The sequence below is a fragment of the Hymenobacter sp. GOD-10R genome (assembly GCF_035609205.1).
In the GTDB taxonomy this organism is placed as follows: domain Bacteria; phylum Bacteroidota; class Bacteroidia; order Cytophagales; family Hymenobacteraceae; genus Hymenobacter.
The window spans coordinates 5,416,816-5,440,672 of record NZ_CP141184.1; the positions used below are offsets into that span (position 1 = coordinate 5,416,816).

Sequence of the window (23,857 nt, forward strand, 5' to 3'; positions counted from 1 at the left end):
ACCATGATAGAACAGGACAGTTGACTATTGGGACTTATTTAATTTTAAGATGCACTAAAATCCTAATAAGTCCACTAATGATTAACCAGGCTTACTCGCGCCTTATCCTATTTTTATTAGGTAGTTTATGCGCTGTTCAATCAGTAAAAGGCCAAACTCAACAAGGCCGCACTATCCGCAATTTTGATAAAAGCTGGCGCTTCCTTAAAGAAGACGCTCCTGGAGCCGAACAGCCATCTTTTGATGATTCCAAATGGCGGACGCTGAATGTGCCGCACGACTGGAGCATTGAAGGGCCAATAGCCCAAACCAATCCAACCGGCAGCGGGGGGGGTTATATGCCCGCGGGTATAGGCTGGTACCGCAAAACGTTTACCGTTGCTGCTGCTGATGCTAAACGCAAAGTAAGTGTTGAGTTTGACGGCGTAATGGCCAATAGCGAAGTTTTTGTGAATGGTGTTTCGGTAGGCAAACGCCCTTATGGTTATGTCAGCTTCACGTACGATATCACATCTCATCTAAATTTCGGCGGCAAACCCAATATCATCGCCGTTCGGGTTGATAACAGTGCTCAGCCATCATCACGCTGGTATACCGGCGCTGGTATTTACCGCCATGTGCATTTAGTATCGACAGGAACTACCCATTTCGACCAGTGGGGGGTATTTATCCGGCCTATGCAGGTTACTGCGCAAAAGGCATTCGTAAATGTGCAGGCTAAAGTGACGAATGAATCGGCCGCGGCGGGTAGCTATACCTTGCAAACCACCCTAATTGACCCAAAGGGCAAGACCGTAAAAACAAGCGAAAGCAAACAAACCATTGCGGCCGGCAAAACAGTTGACTATACCCAAACTATTGAGGTGGCTAACCCTGCCTTGTGGGATACAGAACACCCGCAGCTGTACAAAGCCATTACCAAATTGGTAAGCGGCGCTGTTACTACCGATGCGATAACCACGCCTGTAGGCATTCGCGAAGCTAAATTTTTGGCAGCTACTGGCTTTTGGTTGAATGGGAAGAACCTCAAAATGTATGGGGTTTGCTTACACGAAGATGGCGGCGCGGTTGGTTCGGCTATTCCACTTGCCGTATGGGAACGCCGGTTTAAGCAACTGAAAGCTATTGGTGCTAATGCCATCCGTACTGCGCATAACGAAGTTGCTCCCGAGTTTTTAGACCTGTGCGACCGAATGGGCATGCTGGTAATGGATGAGACATTTGATACCTGGGAAGCAAACAAAGTAAGCCGTGGCAAAGAGGGCAGCAGCGGTGGTTACCACTTGTATTTCAAGCAATGGTGGGATAAAGATACCCGCAACCAGGTGCTGCGTGACCGCAATCACCCAAGTATCGTGATTTATAGCGTGGGCAACGAGATACACGATAACCTGAAAGATTCTACGGGCTTTAGAAAATATAAAATGCAGCAGGACCTGATCCACTCGTTGGACCCAAGCCGTCCTGTTACCATGGCCTTGCTGCAACCCAACGGTACATCACAGGTATATAAAACAGGATTTGCCGAACAAATGGATATTGTTGGCCAAAACTACCGGGAGAATGAATTAGTGGCCTATCACAATGAACATCCCGACAGAATAGTTATCGGCACGGAGAATACCCATGTGCTTAATCAATGGCTGGCGCTGCGGGATAATGCCTTTATGTCGGGCCAGTTTTTATGGACGGGTGTTGATTACCTAGGCGAGGACGTTTGGCCAAGCCGCGGCGCCACCTTTGGGCTGCTAGACCGTACCGGCGGCTGGCATACCAATGGTTTGCAACGAGCAGCCTGGTGGTCGGCTAAACCGGTAGTTTTTATCCAGCGCAGTTCACCAACTCCTCCGCGACCGGCGCGTGTACCGGCAGGGGGTGCCCCTGCTGCAACCCCTGCTGGTACTCCTGCTGTGCTGGACGGACCTACCGCGGCAGCGTCCCGTGGCGGCATCGAGTACCTATCGGACTGGACACCGGCCGACCTGGCCACCTATACGCAGGCCAGGGTACAGGTTTTTAGCAATGCTGATGAAACAGAGCTGTTCCTGAACGGAAAGTCTTTGGGGGTTAAACACAAGTCGCCACTCGATTCAGCGCTGTTCTGGAAGGTGCCTTTTGAAAAAGGCACCTTGAAAGCCGTTGCCCGCAACAAAGGCAAAGAAGTTGCCACCGACGAGCTAAAAACGGCCGGCGAACCAGCAAAAATCATCCTGACTGCCGATAAATCTAAGATTGGCAATAACTGGGATGATGTCTCATTTGTGACTGCTACCATTGTTGATGCCAATGGCGTCGTATGCCCGAATAGCAATAAGCTTATCCAGTTCAGTGTTAGCGGCGGCGGTGGGATAGCGGCGGTGGATAACGCCGACCGCAATGATCACGATCCTTATCAGGCAACGGAACGCAAAACGTATAAAGGCACCTGTATTGCTTTGATTAAAACGAAAGTATCAACTGGTAAAATCACAATTAAGGCCAGTGCCCAGGGCTTAACCGGCGGAGTAGTAACCATTGACGCTATGCCTTAAAAAGTAGGCGGTGGTCTAAGCGTTAGTTTGCTAGCCTATGTACGTAGTTAGCGCGTGGTGCGAAGCGCCTTTCACAGCGAACAGGAATAGGCCGCCTTGCTGTGGGCTGAGTCGTTGACGCAGTTGACAGGTCAACCGGTGTCTGAGGAGCTTTTCAAGCGGTTACCCCGCACTTTTCCGACGACGCGCTAGTAGAGTTGACGTTAGCCGTTAAGGTTATTACTAATTACAATCGTCTTACTTTGGCCTTTGGCGCAGAAGACAAGAGTCTACCGAGTATAGACCAACCTGCGCGAGCAAGCACTTGAAAGTGCTTGCTCGCGTTTTGAAGGCCTTGCCCTCCTGGAGGCCTTTTTCAGATTCGCTTCTTACTTGGCTAGCGCTGCCGGTTCCGGTGCTCAAGTAGCCGTCACTGCGCAGTTCACGCTTCTCCTACTCAGCGCGCGGCAAGCCTGCCTTTCCAGTTGGCACCAGCTCTTTTACCTAGCTAGTGGCTAAACCGAATCGTGGTCTTCCGGCAACCGCTAGCAGCTTCGTCTTGGAGGGATGGCGGCGCTTACCCGTGTTACGGCGTTGTAACTAACAGTCTGGTTCATCGTAACACCAGAGCAGTACGCGTGCTCGCCCTCATCCGCATCCCACCCCGTAGTAGTATCTCTCATGGCCATGCTTGCTACTGAGCCGGTCTGCTGTTTTGTTAACCAGGCCGCTCACCTCTGGCTTCATCCACAAGGCTTTCTGCAACTACGCTGGTTACCGGCTGGTGGCTCCAGTCGTGCCTTTCGCATAGCCCTAGAGCAACTCTTGTGGCACTTGCACCAGCAACACTGGCACAAGGTATTCGTGGACCAGCGCCACATGGCGGCGCTTTCGGCGACAGATACGGCCTGGTACCTGCTGGACTGGCTGCCTCGGGCTACGCAGCACCACTACCGCTATGCGGCCGTGCTCCGCCCCTGCCACGTAGCCACACGCCTGAGCACGCACACCATTCGCCAGCAGGCCATGGATCGGTTCCCCTTGTGCTATCAGCTCTTCGAACAGGAAGCCCGAGCCGTCGCCTGGCTCCTAGCGCAGCCCTAATAGGTGGTGCTACCCGACTAGCCGCTTTAGGTGCTCGGAGCTCAGAGCAGGTGTTCTAGGATGGTCTGACAGCTATATGAGATGCTAAAAGATGCCTCTCAATAGCCGACCTGTTGGCAGTTAAGGGGCCTATAGTGCCGCCAGCACCTTCATGTCGTCCATTCCTAATATCTGCTTGGGAGTGCCGCGGCGAATGCTGTGAATCATGGCCTGTCCAATCTGTTGCATAGTGATAGTCTGGCCGGGCAGCGCCCATAGCAGCGATTAGAGCAGGGTGGGAAGCGGGTAGAACAGCTTGACGTTTTGCTGCCCGTCGCGAGGCTTAATAATATCCGGCCGCATGATGTAGACGTGCTGAAACGGCAGTTAGCAAGGGCTTATGATCATCCTTGCAGTACTTTACCAATTCCACTGTAGCAATAAATTAATAGAGCACAGTGGGCGGCGTATTTTGGGCTGTAGCGTCAGTAAGGCTGGCGAGTGCCAGCAACAGGAGTTCATTTACAAACTGTGCTAGGTAGCGTCTGGACCAGAACGTAGATCCTTGCAGGTAAGAAACTTAACTTATTAGAAAGCAGCTTGTAAACAGGGCTTTTAACGCCATCCTTTTTAAAGTAACTTGTCTATACCTAACGTCTATCCTTCCCGCCCATGCAACCATTTTACGCTCCTTACCGCTCGGTAACTGCCCGCCCTCATGCCGCGCGTTATGCTTGCCTCAAACGACATTGCTTCGCCTTGCTATTGACGCTCGCTCCGACTGAAGCGCTGCTAGCGCAAACGACCACCTTTTCCTACTCAGGCGACACACGCAGCTATACCGTCCCCCTAGGGGTTACCTCCCTTCAGGTGGTAGCCACCGGCGCGGCGGGCGGCCGCTACGACGCGAGCACGGCGTCTAGCCCCGGTGCTCAAGTGAGCGCTACCTTGACGGTAACTCCGGGGGAGATTCTCTTTGTTGTAGTAGGCGGACAAGGTACAGGTGGCAGCAGCGTGAATGCCGGCGGCTACAATGGCGGCGGTACGGGCAGTGGCGGGGCCGGCGCCGGCGGCGGCGCCACCGAGTTGCGCCGGGCCATAGTTGTGGGTCCCACGTACGACTATCTCAGCGCTCGGAACGCCTTGCTGGTGGCGGGCGGCGGTGGGGGCAGTGACGGGGGCGGCGCAGTGGGTGGAACTGGAGGTACCCCGACGGGGGGCGACGGCGTAAAAAATAATGCAGGCATCGCCGGCGGCGGGGCGACCCAGACTGCGGCGGGTGGAACAGGTACTCTGGCCGGAACCAATAACCAGGGAGGCAAAGGCAGTTCCGGCGGCGGCGGGGGTGGCGGCTATTATGGCGGGGGCGGTGGGGCGCCTTCCAGCGGCTCGGCGGGGGGAGGGGGCGGTTCTTCGTGGGTAACCACGATGGGCAGCAGCACCGTCACCTACCGCACGGCCGCGACGAGCGGCGATGGCTCGCTCAGCATCACGCCCGTACTCACCCCACTGCCCGTGCGCTCCGCCGTTGCGCCCGGCAACCTAAGCGTGTTCCCGAACCCGACGGCGACGGGCGCTACTCTCACAGGGGCGGCCGCTGGTAGCCCCGTGCACGTGCTAGACGCGCTCGGCCGGGACGTGTTCACCACAACGACCGATGCGTCAGGCACCGCCAGGCTCCCAGCTATGCTACCAAGCGGTGTGTACCTAGTGTGGGTGGGGCCGCACGCGACGCGCCTGCGGGTAGAATAAAGAAGGCACGAGGCCACCCCGAATCGCTCAGCCAGGCGCTACTCAGGTGCCAACTCACCCAGTTCGGAATACCCCGGTCGTGGTGGTGGCGCAGCGTGTACTGCGGTTTTACCAGTAGATAGTTCGTGAAGTTACTGGCATCCGTCGTGGCGCCATTGGAGTTGCTCAGCGCTACGTTCTCATCCCGTATAGGGGTAGTTGTCGCAGGTATAGGAGACTCTTTCTTCTCAGAACAACTTGCTGCAAGCAGACCAATAAATAGAAAAAGCTGCCGTGGCCCGAGAGAAGGGCATCAGTACCGTGCAGCTGCGCCACTCACTGCGCAAGGCGGCTGAGCGAGCACCGCAGCTTGATAGTGCATTTAGTGTAGATGGTGCACCTGGAAAAACGACTTAATTTTTCAATTGCAAGTCTACTGTTCATCAAAAAGCTTTAGTCTAAACAACTAAGTCTTTTTCACTTCCAGTTATATCGATCCTGAACAAATAATATAGTTAGTATTTCGTACTTATGCTTTCTTATCAATACTGCCTTCATCCTCGTCTAGCAGACTGCGGGATACATAGTTTTACCTATTCCTTATTTTTCTCCTACCATCATGCTTACGTTATGCTATAGCGGCGCTTTCCTACTAGCGCTTTCGCCGGGGAGTGCAGCGCACTCTGCCGCTCCTGACTCGACGGCAGCTACCCACCGCCACCTGCTCACACTGCACACGTTGCGCGTTAACGCGCCATTTCTGCCGGCCCTAGGCTATGAATCGCAGGTGCATCCCCGCTGGAGTGTGCGCACCAGCCTAAGCGGTCAACGCAACAGCCTCAACTACAGCTATAACACTATAGACGAAACAGGGACGATCCACGGCCCGATCTCTAGAAGGTACCGTTCTACCACGCTAATTACTGACGTTTCGCTCAACTACTACTTGCAAGGCTCCAAACCAGCCTTGGTCGGTTGGTTTGTCGGGGCCGGCCTAAGGAGTGGCCTGCAACGTACTCGCATTACGGATGACGGCGCCGTAGCTTTCTCCCCAACGTTTCGTGCCTTATCGGTACGACCCTTGCTGCGAGCGGGTCGTCATTGGGCACTAGGGCAGCGCTGGCTGGTAGACACCCACGTGGGCATTTTGGTGTCAAGTTCATCCCTGGAGAGAGTGATCGGCGTGGGAGTAGGTTACCGGTTGTAACCAGTGCAGGTAGTTCGACCTATCCGAAACGTTGGATTGGCTTCTTTGCAGTCACTTTCAACTACCAAAGTGCCCCGGCAAAATTGCCGTAGACGCTGCAAATGCACTTAGCGGGTGCATGAGGTGTACCGCTAATTTCTTTCTCTCGGTTTAAGCAGACCGTGACACCAACGAAAAAGGCCCGCTCTGTCGAACGACGAAGCAGGCCTTATACCTTCCTGAAGCAAGCTGGCAACTATTTCCGGTTGGCTACTTCAAAAGATAAGCAGGCAACCTATATGGTGCACAAGTAATCAATCAGCTAGGTTTGTACCCCTACTTGTACCCCAGAAAGATAAAAACCTCGCTCCTGTATTAGAAGCAAGGTTTTCGGTGGAGCTGCAGGGATTCGAACCCTGGTCCAGACAAGGAAGCCGTCGAGCTTTCTACGTGTGTATCTATGCTTGAATTTTCGTGGCAACCCGGGCGCACATCAGGCCTATAGGTTACCCTTATCTGCTTGAGTTTCGCCTTGATGTCGCAGTGCCATCAAGACTATCCTCTTACTTACGACGCCCCGTACTCACCCGTGAAAAGGAAGACGGATGCGGGACGATGGCATTACTTAGTACCTAGACTAAGCAGCCATGGCGTAGCTATACTCGCCATTTATTGTTTGGGCGATTTTTTCACAGGAGAGCTTCGTCCAACTCCTGACACGCTTACTCGCGACCTGCACAAGCTGTCAATTCCGGTCAGCCCCAAATTTAAAAGAACGATTCCCGCCGCATTCGACGGGGTGCAAATGTACGCAACTGTTCTGAAAACGTTGCGTGGAAGTCGGAAGTTCCGCTTGCACTGCTAGTCCGTTGAGCATGCTGGAACTACGCCAAGGTACGGGAGGTCAGCACCAAGTTCTGCATGATGGAAACGAATGGCTCTCGCCAGAACCTAGCTCCGGCGTGGTCTTTATAAGCCGCTTCAATAATAAATACGATAGTTCGGTAGCTCGACTGTACAGGTACAGAAGACCCTAGGTGTGTGGCAGGAGTGGCTGCCGAAAGGCGTCATGGAACACAGCAGAATGCCTACTTATACAAGAAGTCTGGCGCGGCACGATGGGCGAGAGGTATCTTAGACTTAAATTTCAACGGTCCGCGCTGGACCCACCCTAGCCCGGGCAAGTTGTTGTTGCGGTGTTACTCCAGAGTGTACCGGTCGAATCGTGCGAATCGCTGCGGCCGTCGTTGGCGGAGAAAAACACCTGACCGGCTCGTTGGCAGATCTTGCCGGTCGGATATTCCAGGGTGCCCTGCGCGGTAGCCGTCTGGTTGACCCAGAAGGTGTTCAGGGTGGCGTCTACAATCCGAATGTGCACCGTGGCGCTCGCCGAAAAGCCGGAGCCGCTCACCACAAAGCTCCCGTCGCCGTTCGACTTCACCGAAATAACAGGCTTGCTAGGTTGTGGTGGCGGCACGACTTTGGCGCGCGCCGAAATCGGGAAGCTCTTGGTCAGTTGGGTACGCCCGGTACTGATAATGCCAGTACGCGTGATGTTGAAGAAGTAAGAACCAGGCACGGCGAAGTTATAAGCGGCGTAGTCGCTTCCACTCCAGGTCCACGTTGCTACTACCTCCCCATTTGGCCGGAGGACGTTGGCTCGTGTTTCCAGCACTACACCCACACTGGGCTGCACGTGCACCGCTACCGACAGTGGCACTTCGCCGCTGGTGGTTTCCGGCTGTGCCTCCAGGGTGATGGGCGGCAAGCTCTGGAGGCGCTGAATTACGGCGCGCATGGAGATGGGCTCACCGCGTTTGGTGACGTAATTGCCAATAGGCCGCAGGCTGATCGGTGGACCTAGCCCGGTAAATTTTCCTAATTCTCGCAGTGTTCTCATGGTCTTTCGTTCGGGAGTGCATACCTGCTGCGGGGCAGATAGCTAGGTTGCCGTTGCACGGACTACGGTGCCGCACCTAGCTTTCGATGAAAAACCTAGGTCGCACCGAGCAGGGATATGGCTAGTCTTCGGCCGCAGTTTTCGTCCCAGCTTCCTCGTGCCAGTGCCAGGCAGCCGCTTTGTTATAAGAGCCAAGCCGCCGAATATCCGGCTCGAAAGCTTCAAGCTTGCGGGCCACGACCGCATCGTCTACCCGCACGTTCTCGATGGAAATACCACTCCAGTCCACTTGCCATATAAACTCGTGCGCGACATCATTGCTGGTTACCTCGTTTTCGCGTGCCAACAACAAGAGGCCTAGTACCTGCCCTACTCGGGTTGGCCCTTTGTGCACCGCCGGAAAGTATTCTTCCCGCATGAAGGTGGCGAATGCCTTGGCATCTTGCTTCTTTGGCAGTCTTATGTGGTAGATAAGCATGAGTTCTACTTGATTTAAAAGATAGAACGATTTGCTCGCGGCGCGCTACACTGTTGAGAGTCTATTGCGTGTTGTAGCCTAGGTCCGCTCACTGCAAGGCAATCAAGATGGGAATTAAGCCTTGGCCTTCTTTCAGCGGGCGTAGCGCTTTGCCAATCACCGCACCGAAGGCTTTTTGCGGCTCTGAGGCTTTCATGGCGTGGCCGGGAGAGGCCGAGGTCGTGAGCAAATCACCGACCTCAATAGCCGCGTAGCGCGCATCTACTTTGCAGAACACCTTACCCATGAGGGCAATAGGCTTTCGGTCACTGCGCGTGGCTTGCCGATCCAGCACGAGCCCCGGCTTGTAAGTACCGGCTCCGGAAACGACGCCAGCCACGCGCTTATCGTAGGGCTGCTGGCTTTCGCGCAAAGCGCCTTCGTCGCCGAGCACCATCACAGTGCCTGGCTCACTGGAGCTAGCCTCGGCAATGTCAAAATCTTCGGCGCAGTCGGCATTCGAGAGGCGAATATCGCCGGTCACTTCCACGTCGCCTTCAAAAAAGCCCGCAAGCCGGCCTCCTTTCCCATAGACAGCAACACCGCTCGAAGTTGTCGCAAATACGCCCGTGCCTGTGGTGCTCCAGCCTTCTATGCCATTGCCCTGCACCGAAGTACCGCGCACGCCTGCTGAGGCCCGGCTGTCGCCCGAGGCGCCGTAGCTGGTGTCGCTCCACCCTTCCATGCCGCGGCCACTTTTGGAGCGCCCAACCACTCCAGAGTTCGTTTCACTCGTTCCGGCCACGCCCGCGCCGCCTTTGCTGGTGCCTAGCACACCCACGCCGTTGCCATCTGTCTGGCCCCAAACGCCGTTGCCATTAGTGCTGATGCCTACCACTCCTTCTGCCTTCGTAGCCCAACCCTCCACACCTCTGCCCTCAACTGAGCTGGCGCGCAGCCCGGCCGACGTACGGCTAGCGGCGCGTAGACCGTAGTCCGTGTCACTGGTGGCAACCACGCCACGGCCACTGGTGGATTCGCCTAGCACGCCAAACGACGTTACGCTTTTGCCGTGCACCCCATTACCGGCGTTGCTTGTTCCCAGTACGCCATCTGCCCCAGGTGCTCCACTTGTGTTTTCACCTTTCACGGCCGCCACTGTAGGGTCGGCAGAGTCACCACTTACGTTTGCCATTGGAGAGTATCTTAAAGTTTGAAGGTTTATTCACCTAGGTCCGCCGATAAGAGGGAGCTGGGTCGGGGGCGCCAGACAAGCGCATTCATGCCGAGTCATGCTGCAGCTTGATCACCCTGAATTAGTTAAGCTCAGGTGTTGCTAAAGCCCTCAAAATATAGGCAACCCCCTAGCCCCAAACAAGCAAACCACATGATCATGTGGCTCATTATCAGTTATTTATAATATATTATCGTTTAAGTTATTATGGCATAAACCTAGGTACTCCGGCTCGCAGGGACTAGCCATTGGCTCTTGGGTGTTTCTTGCCTGATTCCGGAGGCGAGGCTTCCGAACCCCGTCTTTTCGGGGTATCTTTGTAGGAAGAACTATGGAGAATTTCGTCGTTTCGGCCCGTAAGTATCGTCCCGCCACCTTCCGCAGCGTGGTTGGGCAGCAGCACGTGACTACCACGTTGCAGAACGCTATTGTCAGTCATCACCTAGCCCAAGCTTTCCTTTTTTGTGGTCCGCGCGGCGTGGGCAAAACCACCTGCGCACGTATTCTGGCCAAGACCATCAACTGCACGAATCTGACGCCGGAAGCCGAGGCGTGCAACGAGTGCGAGTCGTGCCGGGCGTTCAACCAGAACGCCTCCTTCAACGTGCACGAGTTAGACGCGGCTTCCAACAACTCGGTCGAAGATATTCGCTCGCTGGTGGAGCAGGTGCGCTACGCCCCGCAGGCTGGTCGCTACAAGATCTACATCATCGACGAGGTGCACATGCTCTCCAACGCGGCCTTCAACGCCTTTCTGAAGACCCTGGAAGAGCCGCCGAGCTACGCCATTTTTATCCTGGCTACCACCGAGCGCCACAAGATCATCCCCACGATTTTGTCGCGCTGCCAGATCTTCGATTTCAACCGCATTCGCGTCGAAGACATCCGCAAGCACTTGCGCTATGTAGCCACGCAAGAGCACATTGCCGCCGAAGACGACGCCCTGCACCTGCTCGCTCAGAAAGCCGACGGTGGTCTGCGCGACGCCCTGTCTATGTTCGACCAGATGGTGACCTTCTCAGGCCATAATCTGACCTACAAGGACGTGGTGCAGAACCTGCACGTGCTTGACTACGAGTACTACTTCCGGCTGGTCGATGCGCTGCTGACGGAGAACCTCTCGGCGGCGCTGCTGCTGCTGGATGAGGTGATGCAGAACGGCTTCGATCTGCACAACTTTGTGGTGGGCGCGGCTGAGCACTTGCGCGGCTTGCTGGTGTGCAAAGACGCCGTGACGGTGCAGTTGCTGGAAGTTTCGGAAGGCATTCGGGCGCGCTACGTGCAGCAGGCGCAAGCCTCTCCCCTTGCCTTCCTGCTCTCGGCCCTAAACCTAGTAAGCCAGTGCGACCGGGAGTTTAAGCAAGCCAAAAACCAGCGCCTCCACGTGGAGCTCACGCTGATGAAGCTAGCCTACCTGAACGGTGCCGTGCAATTTGCCCGCGACCTAGGTTCCGGCAACGGCCACGCTGCAAACGGCGAGGCTAAAAAAAAAACTAGCATAGGGACAGATACGCCCGGAGCGAGTGCGCCCGTACCCGCTCCGGCACCTAGCATCCCTGCCGCTACGGCTGCGCCGGTCGTTGAAGCGGCTCCTAGAGTTTCGGCGCCGGCTCCGCGCCCGATGGCGCCGCCCGTTGCCGCTCAGCCGGTTGCTACCGTTTCCGCACCGGCGGCGCCGGAAGAAATCGTGCCAGTAGAAAGCGGCGTTGATGAGTTGCACACAACCCCTAGCATCGAGGATGAGGTAGCCGATATACCGACGGTTCATCACCAGGTGATGGACTCAAACCCGCACGTGGACATTGGCGCACCGAGCGTAGCAGGCCACGAGCCGGCCGCCATCCGGATGCCACCACCGCAAACGGCCGCGAATAAGCCCTTGCCAACAACGGCCAAGCTGCCGGGCCTAGCTTCCAAGATTCCGAGTCTGAAGAACCTGAAGGAACAGGTGGCACAGCAGATGACGGCGACCAAAGCCGCGCCAGTAACAGACGACGAGCCGAGCGGCCCCGTAACGGGCTTGCCGGTTATCGACGAGGAAGTCTTGCAAAAAGCGTGGAACGACATTAAGGAGGACCGACGCGCCCAGGACCGCATGAGCGAGTACATCGTACTGAACCGGCCCGTGTCGGTGGATGATCAGCACGTTATTCGTCTGGCCGTGGACAACCCGATCCAGATTGACCAGTTCAACGCCTTCCGCAGCGAGTTCCTGACCGAGTTGCGCCAGCGAACCGGCTACCCCCGCCTGAACGTGCATCCGGTGCTCGTGGAGCAGGCGCCAACGGCCCGTAAGCTCTACACCTCGGCCGATAAGTTTGAGTACCTGGCCGACAAGTTTCCCATCCTGCTGGATATGAAACAGAAGCTAGGTCTGGACACGGACTTTTAAAGCAAAGAATGACGGAGCGGCTGAGCACCTGAGTGATGTTGAACAACGTACACTCAGGTGCTCAGCCGCTCCGTCATTCTTTGCCTAGCCCTCAGCTTTTAATTCCAAGGCCTACCCAGTATCTTTGATTTCTCATTGCCCTGCCCTATTTTCTGCTCCGGAACTTCCGTGAAAAAACCCTTTCGACTTCTCTTTCCAGCCATTGCGGCGCTTGGGCTAACCACCCAGTGCCAGACCAGCAAGCCGGCCGTCACTACCACCTCGACAGCTCCAACAGCCGCTCCGCAAGCGCCGGTTCTGAAAGAGAAGGAATACAAATACGAAACCGTTGCGAACGACCCGCTTAAGGCGCGCATCTATACCCTCGACAACGGGCTGACGGTTTACCTCTCCGACTACGAAGACGCCCCACGCATCCAGACTTACCTGGCGGTGCGCGCCGGTTCTAAGAACGACCCTAGCACCGCCACCGGCCTAGCGCACTACCTGGAGCACATGGTGTTCAAAGGTACTTCGAAGCTAGGTACGCAGAACTGGCAGGCCGAAAAACCGGAGCTCGATAAGATCGAAGCGCTCTACGAGCAATACCGTGCCCAGACGGATCCGGCCGTTCGCAAGAAGCTTTACCACCAAATCGATTCGGTATCGAGCGTGGCGGCCAAGTACGCCGTAGCCAACGAGTACGACAAGGTGATGGGCGCCATTGGGGCGAAAGGCTCGAATGCTTACACCTCGGTGGAGCAAACGGTGTATCAGGAAGATATTCCGTCGAACCAGATTGAGAAGTGGGCTGCTATCCAGAGTGAGCGGATGCACGAAATGGTGCCGCGCCTTTTCCACACCGAACTAGAAGCGGTGTACGAAGAGAAAAACCGCGGGCTCGACAACGACTTCTCGAAAGAGTACGAAGCACTGAACGCCAGCCTGTACCGCAAGCACCAATACGGCACCCAGACCACCATCGGCACGATTCAGCACTTACAGAATCCGTCGATTACGGAGATCAAGAAGTACTACGGCCAGTACTACGTGCCCAACAACGTAGCGCTCTGCCTGAGCGGCGACCTGGATTACGACCAGACCATCCGCATCATCGACAAGTACTTTGGGCAGCTGCCGAACAAGCCGGTACCTAGCTTCACCGTTGCGAAGGAAGAGCCGATTACGGCGCCCATCGTGAAGGAAGTGGTGGGACCTAGCTCCGAGAACGTGATGATCGGCTTCCGCTTTCCCGGCACGGCTTCGAAGGATGCCAACGTGCTGCGCATGATCGACAAGATCCTGACCAACGGACAAGCCGGCCTGATCGACTTGAACCTGAACCAGAAGCAGCTCGTGTTACAAGCCGCGTCGTTCACGGACCTGAATAATGACTATTCCTCGCACATCCTGTACGCCACGCCGCGCCAGGGTCAGAAGCTGGAAGCGGTCCGCGACTTGCTGCTAGCCCAGCTCGATCAGGTAAAGAAAGGCAACTTCCCCGAATGGCTGATTCCAGCCATCATCAACAACGAGCAGCTACAGCGCACCAAGAGCTACGAGAGCAACGAAGCCCGCGCCGGTGCTTTCGTGTCGGCGTTCATTGCCCGCGAGGACTGGAAGGAATATCTGAAGCAGATTGATGACTTCGCGGAAATCAAGAAGGCCGATGTATTGCGTGTGGCCAACGAGTACTACGGCAACAACTACGCCCTTGTGTACAAGCGCACGGGCAAAGACACCAGCACGCCCAAGGTTATCAAGCCGGCCATCACGCCCGTGCCGGTAAATCGCGAAGTATCGTCGGCGTTCTACAAGGAAGTGACTGCGCTGCCTACGCCGCCATTGGAACCGGTGTTTTTGGATTACAAAAAGGATATTCAGGAGCTAGCGCTCAAGCCGGGCTTGCCGGTGTTCTACACCAAGAACACGGAGAACAATCTGTTCAACCTGTTTTACGTGCTGGATATCGGCACGAACAACGACCCCAAGCTAGGGCTGGCCGCCGACTACCTGCAATACCTAGGTACCGACAAGTACACCGCCGCCCAGCTTCAGCAGGAGTTCTATAAGCTAGGCTGCTCCTTCGGCGTGTCGAGCGGCCAGGACCGCGTATTCGTGAGCCTGAGCGGACTCGATAGCAACTTTGAGCCGGCCTTGCAGCTGTTCGAAACGCTGCTAGCTAGCCCTAAGCCCGACGCTAAGGCCCTGCAAGACATGGTAGCCGGTGTGCTGAAGGCTCGCCAGGATGCCAAGCTCAACAAGCAGGTAATTCTGAGCCAAGCACTCGTGAACTACGCTAAGTATGGCCCGAAGAACCCATTCACGAGCCAACTTTCGGAGAAAGAGTTGAAGGCGCTGAAACCTGCTGATCTGACGGCGCTGACCAAGAAGCTCACCAGCTACCAGCACCGCATCCTCTACTACGGACCGCGTCCCGTTGTCGAACTGAACAGTGAGACTTTACCGCCAGGAAAAATTGACAACCAAGGAAGGAAAACTGTGCAGTTAGGTGCCGTGGCAAAGCGCCCGGGTGATGGCATAATCGAAACTCTTGCCCAACTCCACCACACGCCCACCAAGCTCACCCCCACGCCACCCCAGAAAGATTTCGCTGAGCAGCCCATGAAGGACCGCAAGGTGTACTGGGTGGATTACAACATGGTGCAGGCCGAAATCTTGTTCTTAACCAGAGGCGACGTCTACGACAAGAACTTGGTGCCGACGGTGAGCCTCTACAACGAGTACTTCGGCGGCGGCATGGGCAGCATCGTGTTTCAGGAGCTGCGCGAGAGCAAGGCCCTCGCCTACTCGGCTACCTCGCGCTACGCCAACGCCGACAAGCAAGGCCGCTCCAATTACCTGCTCTCCTACATCGGCACGCAGAACGACAAGTTGCCCGAAGCCATGGCCGGCATGGAAGCCCTGCTTACCGATATGCCGATGGCAGAAGCCAACTTGCAAATCGCCAAGAACGCCATTCGTAACAGTATTGCTACGGAGCGCATCACCAAGTCGGACGTACTCTTCAGCTACGAGCGCGCCAAGCGCCTCGGCCTCGACTACGACGTGCGCCGCGACGTGTACGAGAAGACCCAAAACATGAGCTTCGACGACCTGAAGAAGTTTCAGCAAGCCAAAGTGAAGGGCCAAAGCCAAACGATTCTGGTGATTGGCTCGAAAGATCGTTTAAACTTTAAAGAGCTGGCCAAGTATGGTCAGGTACAACAACTTACCCTGAAAGAGATTTTTGGGTATTAATCCAGACGGTCGCCTCACCCCTAGCTTCTCCCTTCGAGGCGAAAGCTAGGGGTGAGGCCCACTGTTGAACATAACTTAATTCATCACTCTATTAATACTGTCACCTAATCACTGACGTACCTTTTTAAAATGGCAGGACAGAAGATCACCATCAAAGACGGAAAGCTGACCGTACCCGACCAACCTATCATTCCCTTTATCGAGGGTGACGGCACGGGGCCAGATATTTGGGCAGCTTCCGTACGCGTACTGGATGCCGCAGTAGAGAAAGCCTACGGTGATACGCGTAAGTTGGTGTGGAAAGAGGTGTTGGCTGGCGAAAAGGCATTTAAGCAAGTCAACAACTGGCTGCCAAATGATACATTGGATGCGTTCCGCGAGTACCTGGTGGGGATCAAAGGCCCACTGACGACTCCGGTAGGTGGTGGTATTCGTTCGCTGAACGTAGCGCTGCGCCAGGAGCTAGATTTGTACGCGTGCGTACGTCCGGTGCGTTGGTTTGAGGGTGTGCCTTCGCCGGTGAAGCGCCCCGAGCTGACGGACATGGTGATCTTCCGCGAAAACACGGAAGATATCTACGCGGGTATCGAGTACATGAACGGCACCCCGCAGGCGCAGAAAATGCTCGAATTCCTGCAAGACGAGATGAGTGTGAAGAAAATCCGCTTCCCCGAAACCTCGTCGTTCGGCATCAAGCCGGTATCGAAAGAAGGCACTGAGCGGCTGGTGCGCGCGGCCATCGAGTACGCCATTGAGCATAAGAAACCATCGGTGACGATCGTGCACAAGGGCAACATTATGAAGTTCACGGAGGGCGCCTTCAAGACGTGGGGCTACGAGCTGGCTGAGCGCGAGTTTGGCGACAAAGTGTACACGTGGGCCCAATACGATAAAGTGTTGGCCAAGCAAGGCCAGGAAGTAGCCGACGCCCAGCAGAAAGCAGCCCTCGACGGCGGCAAAATCCTCATCAAGGACAGCATTGCTGATGCTTTCCTCCAGCAGATTCTGCTCCGCCCTTCCGAGTACTCAGTAGTAGCTACCCTGAACCTGAACGGCGACTACATCTCCGACGCCCTAGCGGCCATCGTGGGTGGTATCGGCATTGCACCGGGAGCCAACATCAACTACGCCACCGGCCACGCCATCTTCGAAGCAACCCACGGCACTGCGCCCAAGTACGCCAACCAAGACAAGGTAAACCCCGGCTCGGTGATTCTGTCGGGCGCCATGATGCTGGAATACCTAGGTTGGCAGGAAGCCGCCGACCTCATCTACAAAGGCCTCGAAGCCGCTATTGCGTCGAAGCGCGTCACCTACGATTTCGAACGTCTGATGGAAGGCGCTACCCTGCTCAAGACCTCGGAGTTTGGCGATGAGATTATCAAGGACATGTAATACATTGGCTTAGGCCAAGTGACACAAAACCCCGTGTTGGCTGTGAGGCTGGCGCGGGGTTCTTTATTAATACCGGTTTAGTTTACACTTAGAAAATGACAGATAGTGCAGTTAATTACACAGCTCCATGAAAATCTATACAAAAGTTACTCTAGCATATTTGTCGCTATTCATTCCGAACCTTTTAGGGGTATACAGTACATCTATATTAATTAATCAACTATTCAGCGTTTATAAATTATTTATCGTGTTTATTCCGCTGCTGTTCATTTTCTCTATTTCACGTACTAAGCTTAAAATAGTCCTTTCAGCCCTGTACTCAGCATTGCTAATTCTAGTTAGTCCTGCCCTGCTCCTCGCTAGCGCATTCATCATAGGAGACTTAGGAACTAATAATGGGCTCAGAAAAGTATACGAATATAAACTTTCCGATGGGTATTTATTCTCTATATACCGTACCCGTAATGAAGGAGCTCTAGGCGGAAATGATTTGATAATTTATAAAGAGAAAAAACTAACTCCTGGTATTATATACCGCACTAAATTTAAGAGTAAAAATATTTATAGACCATATGGGCAAACTATAGAATTAGAAGGAAACATTATCAATGTTCCTTCTGAAAGAGAGTTAAGAATTACCACCTATTGAAGCCTATAGTTTTAGCTAGGTTAGCGTAAGGAATGCACAATTTCTCACGGCCCTTTAATATCGAATCTTTGATGGTCACCGATGAAATACAAGCTGACCTTGAGGCTATCGAGCGAAACGTTGTGCTTTATGAAGAAGCAAGCTTTGATAGCCGGGTAGAAGCCCTTGATTACCTAGAGTTCCACATCCTTGATCGGATTGAGGGCCTACTTCAAGCGCCAAATAGCGCAACGGGACTGCTGTCTCTACAACAACGCGCAGAGAACGTAAAGCGCCGACTAGGAGCCATTGATGCGGTCTTGTTTCAGCGGCTGCGGGCAGACATTCGAACGGACCGTTTCCGAGGAACCTCCCTCCTAGCTTTGGTTACAAGCTGTATCGGGCGCGGTGCAAACGGCAAGCAAGCGCAGCAGGAAGTTGGGTATGATACCCTTGATGTGTTTACCAATAACTTATTTCCCGACCTAGCTTTTCCGTCAGAGACGCAAGAGCGGGAGCCAGAAATGGTGTTTTATCAAAAGACACCGGCTAGAGTCATTTTCGAGCTGGTAGAGAAAGCCCAGTTTACCACCACCGACGTTTTGTATGACCTAGGGTCCGGCTTGGGCCACGTTCCTATCCTAGTGAATCTGCTCAGTGGCGTTACTGCCAAAGGCATCGAAGTGGAACCTGCTTACTGCGCGTATGCAAGCGCCTGCGCGGCCGATTTAAACCTGCCGCTGGTAACGTTCATCCAAACCGATGCCCGCACCGCCGACTACTCCGACGGCACCGTCTTCTTTCTGTATACGCCCTTCGAGGGTCGTATGCTGCAAGAGGTGTTAGAGCGGCTGCGGACAGAGGCACAACACAGAAGCATCAGGCTCTTCACCTACGGGCCTTGTACGCTCCACCTAGCTCAACAAGGTTGGCTGCGGTGCGTAGATCCAACGGCTATGGACCTCTACAAACTGGCTGAGTTTAGAAGTTTTCACTAAAATCAGCCAACGAAGGAACAAGAAAAAAGCCCATCTGGCGACCAGATGGGCTTTTTTATTACAGACGTTTAACGCTTACTGACCTAGCTTGGCCTTCAGGTTTTGGTCAAGAGCTTCTAGGAATTCCTCGGTGTAGAGGTAATCCCGGCCGTGCTCCACTTTGTTGCCGTGGATACAAACGGCGAGGTCTTTCGTCATCTTGCCGCTTTCTACGGTTTCAACGCACACCTGCTCGAGGGCGTGGCAGAAGTCGATCAACTCCTGGTTGCCGTCGAGCTTGCCGCGGAACTCTAGGCCGCGGGTCCAAGCGAAGATGGAGGCGATAGGGTTCGTCGAGGTCGGCTTGCCTTTCTGGTGGTCGCGGTAGTGGCGCGTCACGGTGCCGTGGGCAGCTTCCGCTTCCATCACCGTGCCGTCAGGCGTTACCAGCGTCGAGGTCATCAGACCCAGCGAGCCGAAACCTTGGGCTACCGTGTCGCTTTGTACGTCGCCGTCGTAGTTCTTACAAGCCCACACGAAGTTACCGTTCCACTTCAGCGCCGAGGCTACCATGTCGTCGATCAGACGGTGCTCGTAGGTGATGCCAGCGGCTTTGAACTTCTCTTGGTAGTCTTGCTCGTAGATCTCTTGGAAGATGTCTTTGAAGCGACCATCGTACTTCTTCAAGATGGTGTTCTTCGTGGACAGGTACAGGGGCCAGCCTTTCATCAGGGCCTGGTTGAAGCACGAGTGCGCGAAGCCGCGGATCGACTCGTCGGTGTTGTACATGGCCAGGGCCACGCCGTCGTTCTTGAAGTTGAACACTTCAAACGACTGCACGTCGCCACCATCTTCGGGGGTGAAGGTAATGGTGAGTTTGCCTTTGCCTTTGGTTACGAAGTCGGTAGCGCGGTACTGGTCGCCAAACGCGTGACGACCGATGCAGATCGGGGCCGTCCAGTTGGGCACCAAGCGGGGCACGTTGTTCGTCACGATTGGCTCGCGGAACACCGTACCGTCCAGGATATTGCGGATCGTGCCGTTAGGCGACTTCCACATTTGCTTCAGGCCGAACTCTTCTACGCGCTGCTCATCGGGAGTGATGGTAGCGCACTTGATGCCCACGCCGTACTGCTTCACTGCGTTGGCCGCGTCGATGGTTACCTGGTCGTTGGTTTCGTCCCGGTACTCCATGCCCAAATCATAGTACTTGATATCCAGTTCCAGATAGGGGGTAATCAACTTGTCCTTGATGAATTTCCAGATGATGCGCGTCATCTCGTCGCCATCCATCTCCACAACGGGATTCGCTACTTTAATTTTTGCCATTGTCCTCTAGGGGTTGTTTGTACTGACTACTGTTCACGCCTAGGCCGCTGCTGGCCGGGCGCGTGCGCCAAAGATAGAAGGTCGCAGATAAAATGCCTTGTCTAGTTTATCGGTTGTGTAACCTTTGCCACCTCATACCCGCAGCACGGACGACAGAGTCTGCGCACCTACTTCTCCTAGGTTCCATTAACCAATCTGGTGGCCCGGCAGTACGGATTCTTCAGACACGCGTTCTTCCAACAGCTTTTTAGCAGCTAGGTACAGCACGGCGGCAACGCCTACCTTATTGATAATATCGGCGATGGTGAACGAGATATGAATCCAGTTTAGATTCAGGTCCGTCAGGGTGAGCAGGTAGCCGATGGGGTACACGCCCCAGGTAGTCACGGTGGTGAGAGCCATCCATTTGTAGGCGCGGCGTTCGGGTTTTTTGGCCCGATCCTTAAAGCGCTTCCACAGCCCAAACAAGATGAGTGGCACCAGCACGTAACCAGCAGTAGAAATAGCGCCCCACAGCAGCTTCTGGCCCGCAATGATTTCGCCGGCAGCCGTAAGCTGTTGCTCGCCAATGTAGCCGGTAAACACCATAAAAAAATCAGCTGCCAACAGCGTGAAAATAGCCCGTGGCGCTTCGGAGGGCTTAATCCGAAGCGCGCCCACCATTTTGAGTAGCAACAGCGGCGTGGTCACGGCCCAGTCCATATAGCGATACTGGCCGATGGCGTTGTAGCTGCGGTTAATCAATTGGTGACGGCTAGCTTCATCGGTGAGTTTGGCTAGGTCCTCCAACATGTGGTGGTAGTCACTCAGGATCAAGAAGTACGAAATACCCGCCACCGCCGCAATAATGGCCTCGAAGGTGCGGGAGATGCGGTGCTCAGGCACTACGCTACTGTGAGTAGCAAGCGAGAAAATCAGGTTGCCCAAGAAAGCGTAAGCGGCCACCGACAAGAAGAAGTAGGTAGCCATACACAGTGTCCCGACCTCACCTGCAGTGGGGATATACGTACTACTCAAATGCATAACATAAGCTTATCGTTTGCAGATGAATACCTTACTGCACTAGGCCGGCCTGGGTTTAAAAGATTTACACTTCCGTAATGCTTACCACGCCTTTCGCTAGCTTATCTACTAAAAGACTGACTGGTGTATGAGGGAAGCTTTTGAACTAGGCGGTACGCTATTCCGCGTATCCTAGCTTTCTAGTAGCCCTTGCCACCCCTCTAATCAATCGGCCTGTGCCGCTTGTTCTTGTCCCGCCCGCATAGCTTCCGCCCGCGGCTTTGGTACTTCGCCTTTGCCGGCGGGCCAGCCTTCGCGCTGGCGCTTCCGGTCGCCATCGGTTTCTTCGGTTTGGTCGTGGAAGAGAATCTGCTGGGTTGGGAAAGGCAGATCGATACCGTTCTCGGTGAGTTTGTTGCGGATGGCTTCTAACACTTGATCTTGGGCGTGCATCACGTCGGTGCGGCGGGGCGGATTGATCCACCATCGAACCTGAACGTTGACCGTACTTTCGGCTAGGTCGACTACCAAGGCTTCCGGCGCAGGGTCGGTGAGTACGCCATCTACTTCGCGCATCGCCTCTATCATTATTTTTTTGGCGCGTGCGACGTCGTCGCCATAGCCAATGCCGATTTCGTATTGCAAACGGCGTTTGTCGTAGGCGGTATTCACCGTCACGGCGTTCGTAAACAGCTCGGCGTTCGGGATAACGACGCGCCGGCCGTCGTATGTTTTGATGGCTGTAGCCCGCGTCTGGATAGATTCGACAGTACCTTCAAAATCCTTGTACTTAATCTGGTCGTTGATCTTAAACGGCTCGGTGAGCAACAGCAGAATGCCCGCCAGAAAGTTCTGGAAGATGTCTTTGAAAGCAAAGCCGATGGCAATGCCACCCACGCCGAGTGCGCTGATCAAGCTAGCTGGCGTGAAGCTAGGTACCACAATGGTGGTGGTAACGAGTATGCCTAGAATAAGCACGGCTACGTAAGCCAAGCGGCTAATCAGCAGCTTTAGACTCTCACTACCGTGCTCCCGATGACTAATAAGCCGCTCTACAATCGACCGAATGCCCTTGGCAATAAGTAGAAATCCAATGAACACGAGCAGCCCAAACAATAGGTTGGGCAACGCGGCCATGGTGTCGTGGGCTATTTGGTTGATCTTCTGCCAGGCAATCGAGAAATCCATAAGCTAGGTAGTAGGCTAGGTGTGCGGAACTACTAGACACGTAGCGCGCTTTCGAATGGTTGTGTCGGCTAGCTTTGCGCAGGCAGAACAAGCTCTTAGCCGACCTTCCCTACCAAAAAAGGCATCCTAATGGGTGCCTTTTCTTCGTGTCACGTTGGAGTAGCAACCTAGCTTGGTTGTTCGCCAAATTTCTCGTTGCGCTGGCTGTTGTCGGGCGCGCCGGTAAGGGCTCCTTTGGCCATTTGGAACAGGCTATTGATTTTGCCGCCGGGCTTGTCCCAGTACTCGCCTTGGTGTGGCTGAATTTTGAGCAGCGTAACGTTCGGGTCGTTTTTGCCTTTCGGGAACCAAGCCTTTAGGCCGTCCACCCAGAGTTCATCTATCTTGGCCTCGTCGCGGGTTACTTCGGCGGTGCCGGCTAGGGTCACGTAGGTTTGCGCGTCGTTTTCGGCGTAGCTGATGCCCACACGATTGTTGCGGTGAATTTCCTCCACCTTGCGGGAGTCGTTGTACGTAAAAAACCACAGGGTGCCGTTATCATCCACGCCGTGCGTGTACATGGGGCGGGTGTGGAAGTCGCCATCCTGCTCCTGGGTGGTGAGCATGGCATAGCTGATGTCCTTGATCTTCTCTTTAAGCAGGTCGAGTTCTTGGGGTTGGATGGCGCTGGGCATAGTGTTGAGGTTATGGCTAGAAGCTCCTCCTAAAACGGCAAGATTTTCAGGAGGTTAACCCCACAAGCACATTGGCCCGAATGCTACACATACCCACCTGCACCTAGCTTTTATAAGCAGCTAAACCGATCTTACCTGCGCTTTCCAGCTAGCAAACTCCGTCGCGACGATTCGTTCTCCCGTGATGCCGTTGCTCTCATCGGAGGCCAGAAAGACGATCGGCTCCGCCATTACCTCCGGACTCAACAGTTTGAAATGGCTCGCAACCGCTGCTTTCGCCTCCTCCGGGATCATGCCGGTTTCGGTAGCGCCGCCGGGCAGCAGCATGTTCACGTCGATGTGGTGCTCGCGCAGGTCTTCGGCCATGATGAGCGACAACGACTCGGCGCCCGCTCGCGACGGACCATACGGCACAAAGCCGCGACGGCGCATGGTTTCGTGGTTCATGGAGATGTTTACGATCTTGCCCTTCCCCTGCTCTACCAACATCGGTGCGAAGGCCTTTGCCACTAGAAAGTAGCCGGTCAAGTTCGTGTCAATCAGGTCGCGAAAGCCATCGGCAGTTACTGCATAAAACGGCTGCGGCTTGGTCAGAAAGTCTGGGTTCACGGTGCGCATGCCGATGCCGGCGTTATTCACCAGCAGATCCAGCGTACCCCAGTGTGCTGTCACCCATTGTACCGCCGCGGCAATCGACTGCTCATCGCGCACGTCCATCTCCAAGGCAAACACTTCCAGTTGTTGCGCCTGCAACTGAGCCACTACATCAGCTAGCTTTTCGCTGCTGCGGGCAGTAAGCGCCACAGTGGCGCCTGCTTGGGCCAAGGCTTTGGCCATTGCCAACCCTAGTCCACTTGATGCGCCTGTAACTAGGGCTTTCTTTCCAGTTAAGATTTGTTCGCTCATGTAGCTAGGCTACGGCTTCAAGGGT

At 54.8% G+C, this 23,857-nt stretch carries 17 protein-coding genes and 1 other RNA gene; 9 read left to right on the forward strand and 9 right to left on the reverse strand.

The window, feature by feature from the left end:
- Positions 1–77 precede the first annotated feature (77 nt).
- The 4 genes from SD425_RS21635 to SD425_RS21650 all read left to right on the forward strand — a co-directional run bounded on the left by SD425_RS21635 (position 78) and on the right by SD425_RS21650 (position 6,531).
- Positions 78–2,531 carry a glycoside hydrolase family 2 TIM barrel-domain containing protein gene (locus SD425_RS21635; RefSeq protein WP_324672155.1) on the forward strand — a complete coding sequence of 818 codons (2,454 nt, stop codon included), beginning with the start codon at positions 78–80 and terminating at the stop codon, positions 2,529–2,531.
- Positions 2,532–3,197: 666 nt separating this feature from the next.
- Positions 3,198–3,614: a hypothetical protein gene (locus SD425_RS21640; protein WP_324672157.1), complete on the forward strand. Its 417-nt coding sequence runs from the start codon at positions 3,198–3,200 to the stop codon at positions 3,612–3,614.
- A 651-nt stretch (positions 3,615–4,265) separates the two neighbouring features.
- On the forward strand, positions 4,266–5,345 hold the full coding sequence (locus tag SD425_RS21645) for a T9SS type A sorting domain-containing protein (RefSeq protein WP_324672158.1): 1,080 nt from the start codon (positions 4,266–4,268) through the stop codon (positions 5,343–5,345).
- Between the two features lie 598 nt (positions 5,346–5,943).
- On the forward strand, positions 5,944–6,531 hold the full coding sequence (locus SD425_RS21650) for a hypothetical protein (protein ID WP_324672160.1): 588 nt from the start codon (positions 5,944–5,946) through the stop codon (positions 6,529–6,531).
- 370 nt (positions 6,532–6,901) lie between these two features.
- Here the strand turns inward: SD425_RS21650 and ssrA are convergent.
- From ssrA to SD425_RS21670, 4 genes are all read right to left on the reverse strand, one after another.
- Positions 6,902–7,273: a transfer-messenger RNA gene (ssrA, locus tag SD425_RS21655) on the reverse strand.
- A 408-nt stretch (positions 7,274–7,681) separates the two neighbouring features.
- Positions 7,682–8,410, reverse strand: coding sequence for a hypothetical protein (locus tag SD425_RS21660; protein ID WP_324672162.1), 729 nt, complete (start codon positions 8,408–8,410; stop codon positions 7,682–7,684).
- A 121-nt stretch (positions 8,411–8,531) separates the two neighbouring features.
- Positions 8,532–8,888, reverse strand: coding sequence for a hypothetical protein (locus tag SD425_RS21665; protein ID WP_324672163.1), 357 nt, complete (start codon positions 8,886–8,888; stop codon positions 8,532–8,534).
- Positions 8,889–8,976: 88 nt separating this feature from the next.
- Positions 8,977–10,062 (reverse strand): hypothetical protein, encoded by a 1,086-nt coding sequence (locus tag SD425_RS21670; RefSeq protein WP_324672164.1) that lies wholly within the window; start codon positions 10,060–10,062, stop codon positions 8,977–8,979.
- A 370-nt stretch (positions 10,063–10,432) separates the two neighbouring features.
- Between SD425_RS21670 and SD425_RS21675 the strand changes: the two genes are divergently transcribed.
- The 5 genes from SD425_RS21675 to SD425_RS21695 all read left to right on the forward strand — a co-directional run bounded on the left by SD425_RS21675 (position 10,433) and on the right by SD425_RS21695 (position 18,754).
- A complete protein-coding gene (locus SD425_RS21675; protein ID WP_324672165.1) occupies positions 10,433–12,493 on the forward strand; it encodes a DNA polymerase III subunit gamma/tau in 2,061 nt (686 codons plus the stop codon).
- A 168-nt stretch (positions 12,494–12,661) separates the two neighbouring features.
- A complete protein-coding gene (locus SD425_RS21680; protein ID WP_324672166.1) occupies positions 12,662–15,733 on the forward strand; it encodes a M16 family metallopeptidase in 3,072 nt (1,023 codons plus the stop codon).
- A 129-nt stretch (positions 15,734–15,862) separates the two neighbouring features.
- Complete coding sequence (icd, locus tag SD425_RS21685; RefSeq protein WP_324672167.1) at positions 15,863–17,128, forward strand: NADP-dependent isocitrate dehydrogenase; 1,266 nt, start codon at positions 15,863–15,865, stop codon at positions 17,126–17,128.
- 127 nt (positions 17,129–17,255) lie between these two features.
- On the forward strand, positions 17,256–17,777 hold the full coding sequence (locus tag SD425_RS21690; RefSeq protein ID WP_324672168.1) for a hypothetical protein: 522 nt from the start codon (positions 17,256–17,258) through the stop codon (positions 17,775–17,777).
- Between the two features lie 32 nt (positions 17,778–17,809).
- Positions 17,810–18,754 carry a hypothetical protein gene (locus tag SD425_RS21695; protein WP_324672169.1) on the forward strand — a complete coding sequence of 315 codons (945 nt, stop codon included), beginning with the start codon at positions 17,810–17,812 and terminating at the stop codon, positions 18,752–18,754.
- A gap of 75 nt (positions 18,755–18,829) precedes the next feature.
- On the opposite strand, the gene SD425_RS21700 is transcribed toward SD425_RS21695, so the two are convergent.
- From SD425_RS21700 to SD425_RS21720, 5 genes are all read right to left on the reverse strand, one after another.
- Positions 18,830–20,062: an NADP-dependent isocitrate dehydrogenase gene (locus SD425_RS21700; RefSeq protein WP_324672170.1), complete on the reverse strand. Its 1,233-nt coding sequence runs from the start codon at positions 20,060–20,062 to the stop codon at positions 18,830–18,832.
- Positions 20,063–20,248: 186 nt separating this feature from the next.
- Positions 20,249–21,031, reverse strand: coding sequence for a bacteriorhodopsin (locus tag SD425_RS21705; RefSeq protein ID WP_324672171.1), 783 nt, complete (start codon positions 21,029–21,031; stop codon positions 20,249–20,251).
- 258 nt (positions 21,032–21,289) lie between these two features.
- A complete protein-coding gene (locus SD425_RS21710; protein ID WP_324672172.1) occupies positions 21,290–22,252 on the reverse strand; it encodes a mechanosensitive ion channel family protein in 963 nt (320 codons plus the stop codon).
- A 167-nt stretch (positions 22,253–22,419) separates the two neighbouring features.
- A complete protein-coding gene (locus SD425_RS21715; RefSeq protein WP_324672173.1) occupies positions 22,420–22,926 on the reverse strand; it encodes a pyridoxamine 5'-phosphate oxidase family protein in 507 nt (168 codons plus the stop codon).
- Between the two features lie 120 nt (positions 22,927–23,046).
- Positions 23,047–23,832 (reverse strand): SDR family oxidoreductase, encoded by a 786-nt coding sequence (locus SD425_RS21720; RefSeq protein ID WP_324672174.1) that lies wholly within the window; start codon positions 23,830–23,832, stop codon positions 23,047–23,049.
- Between the last annotated feature and the right edge of the window lie 25 nt (positions 23,833–23,857).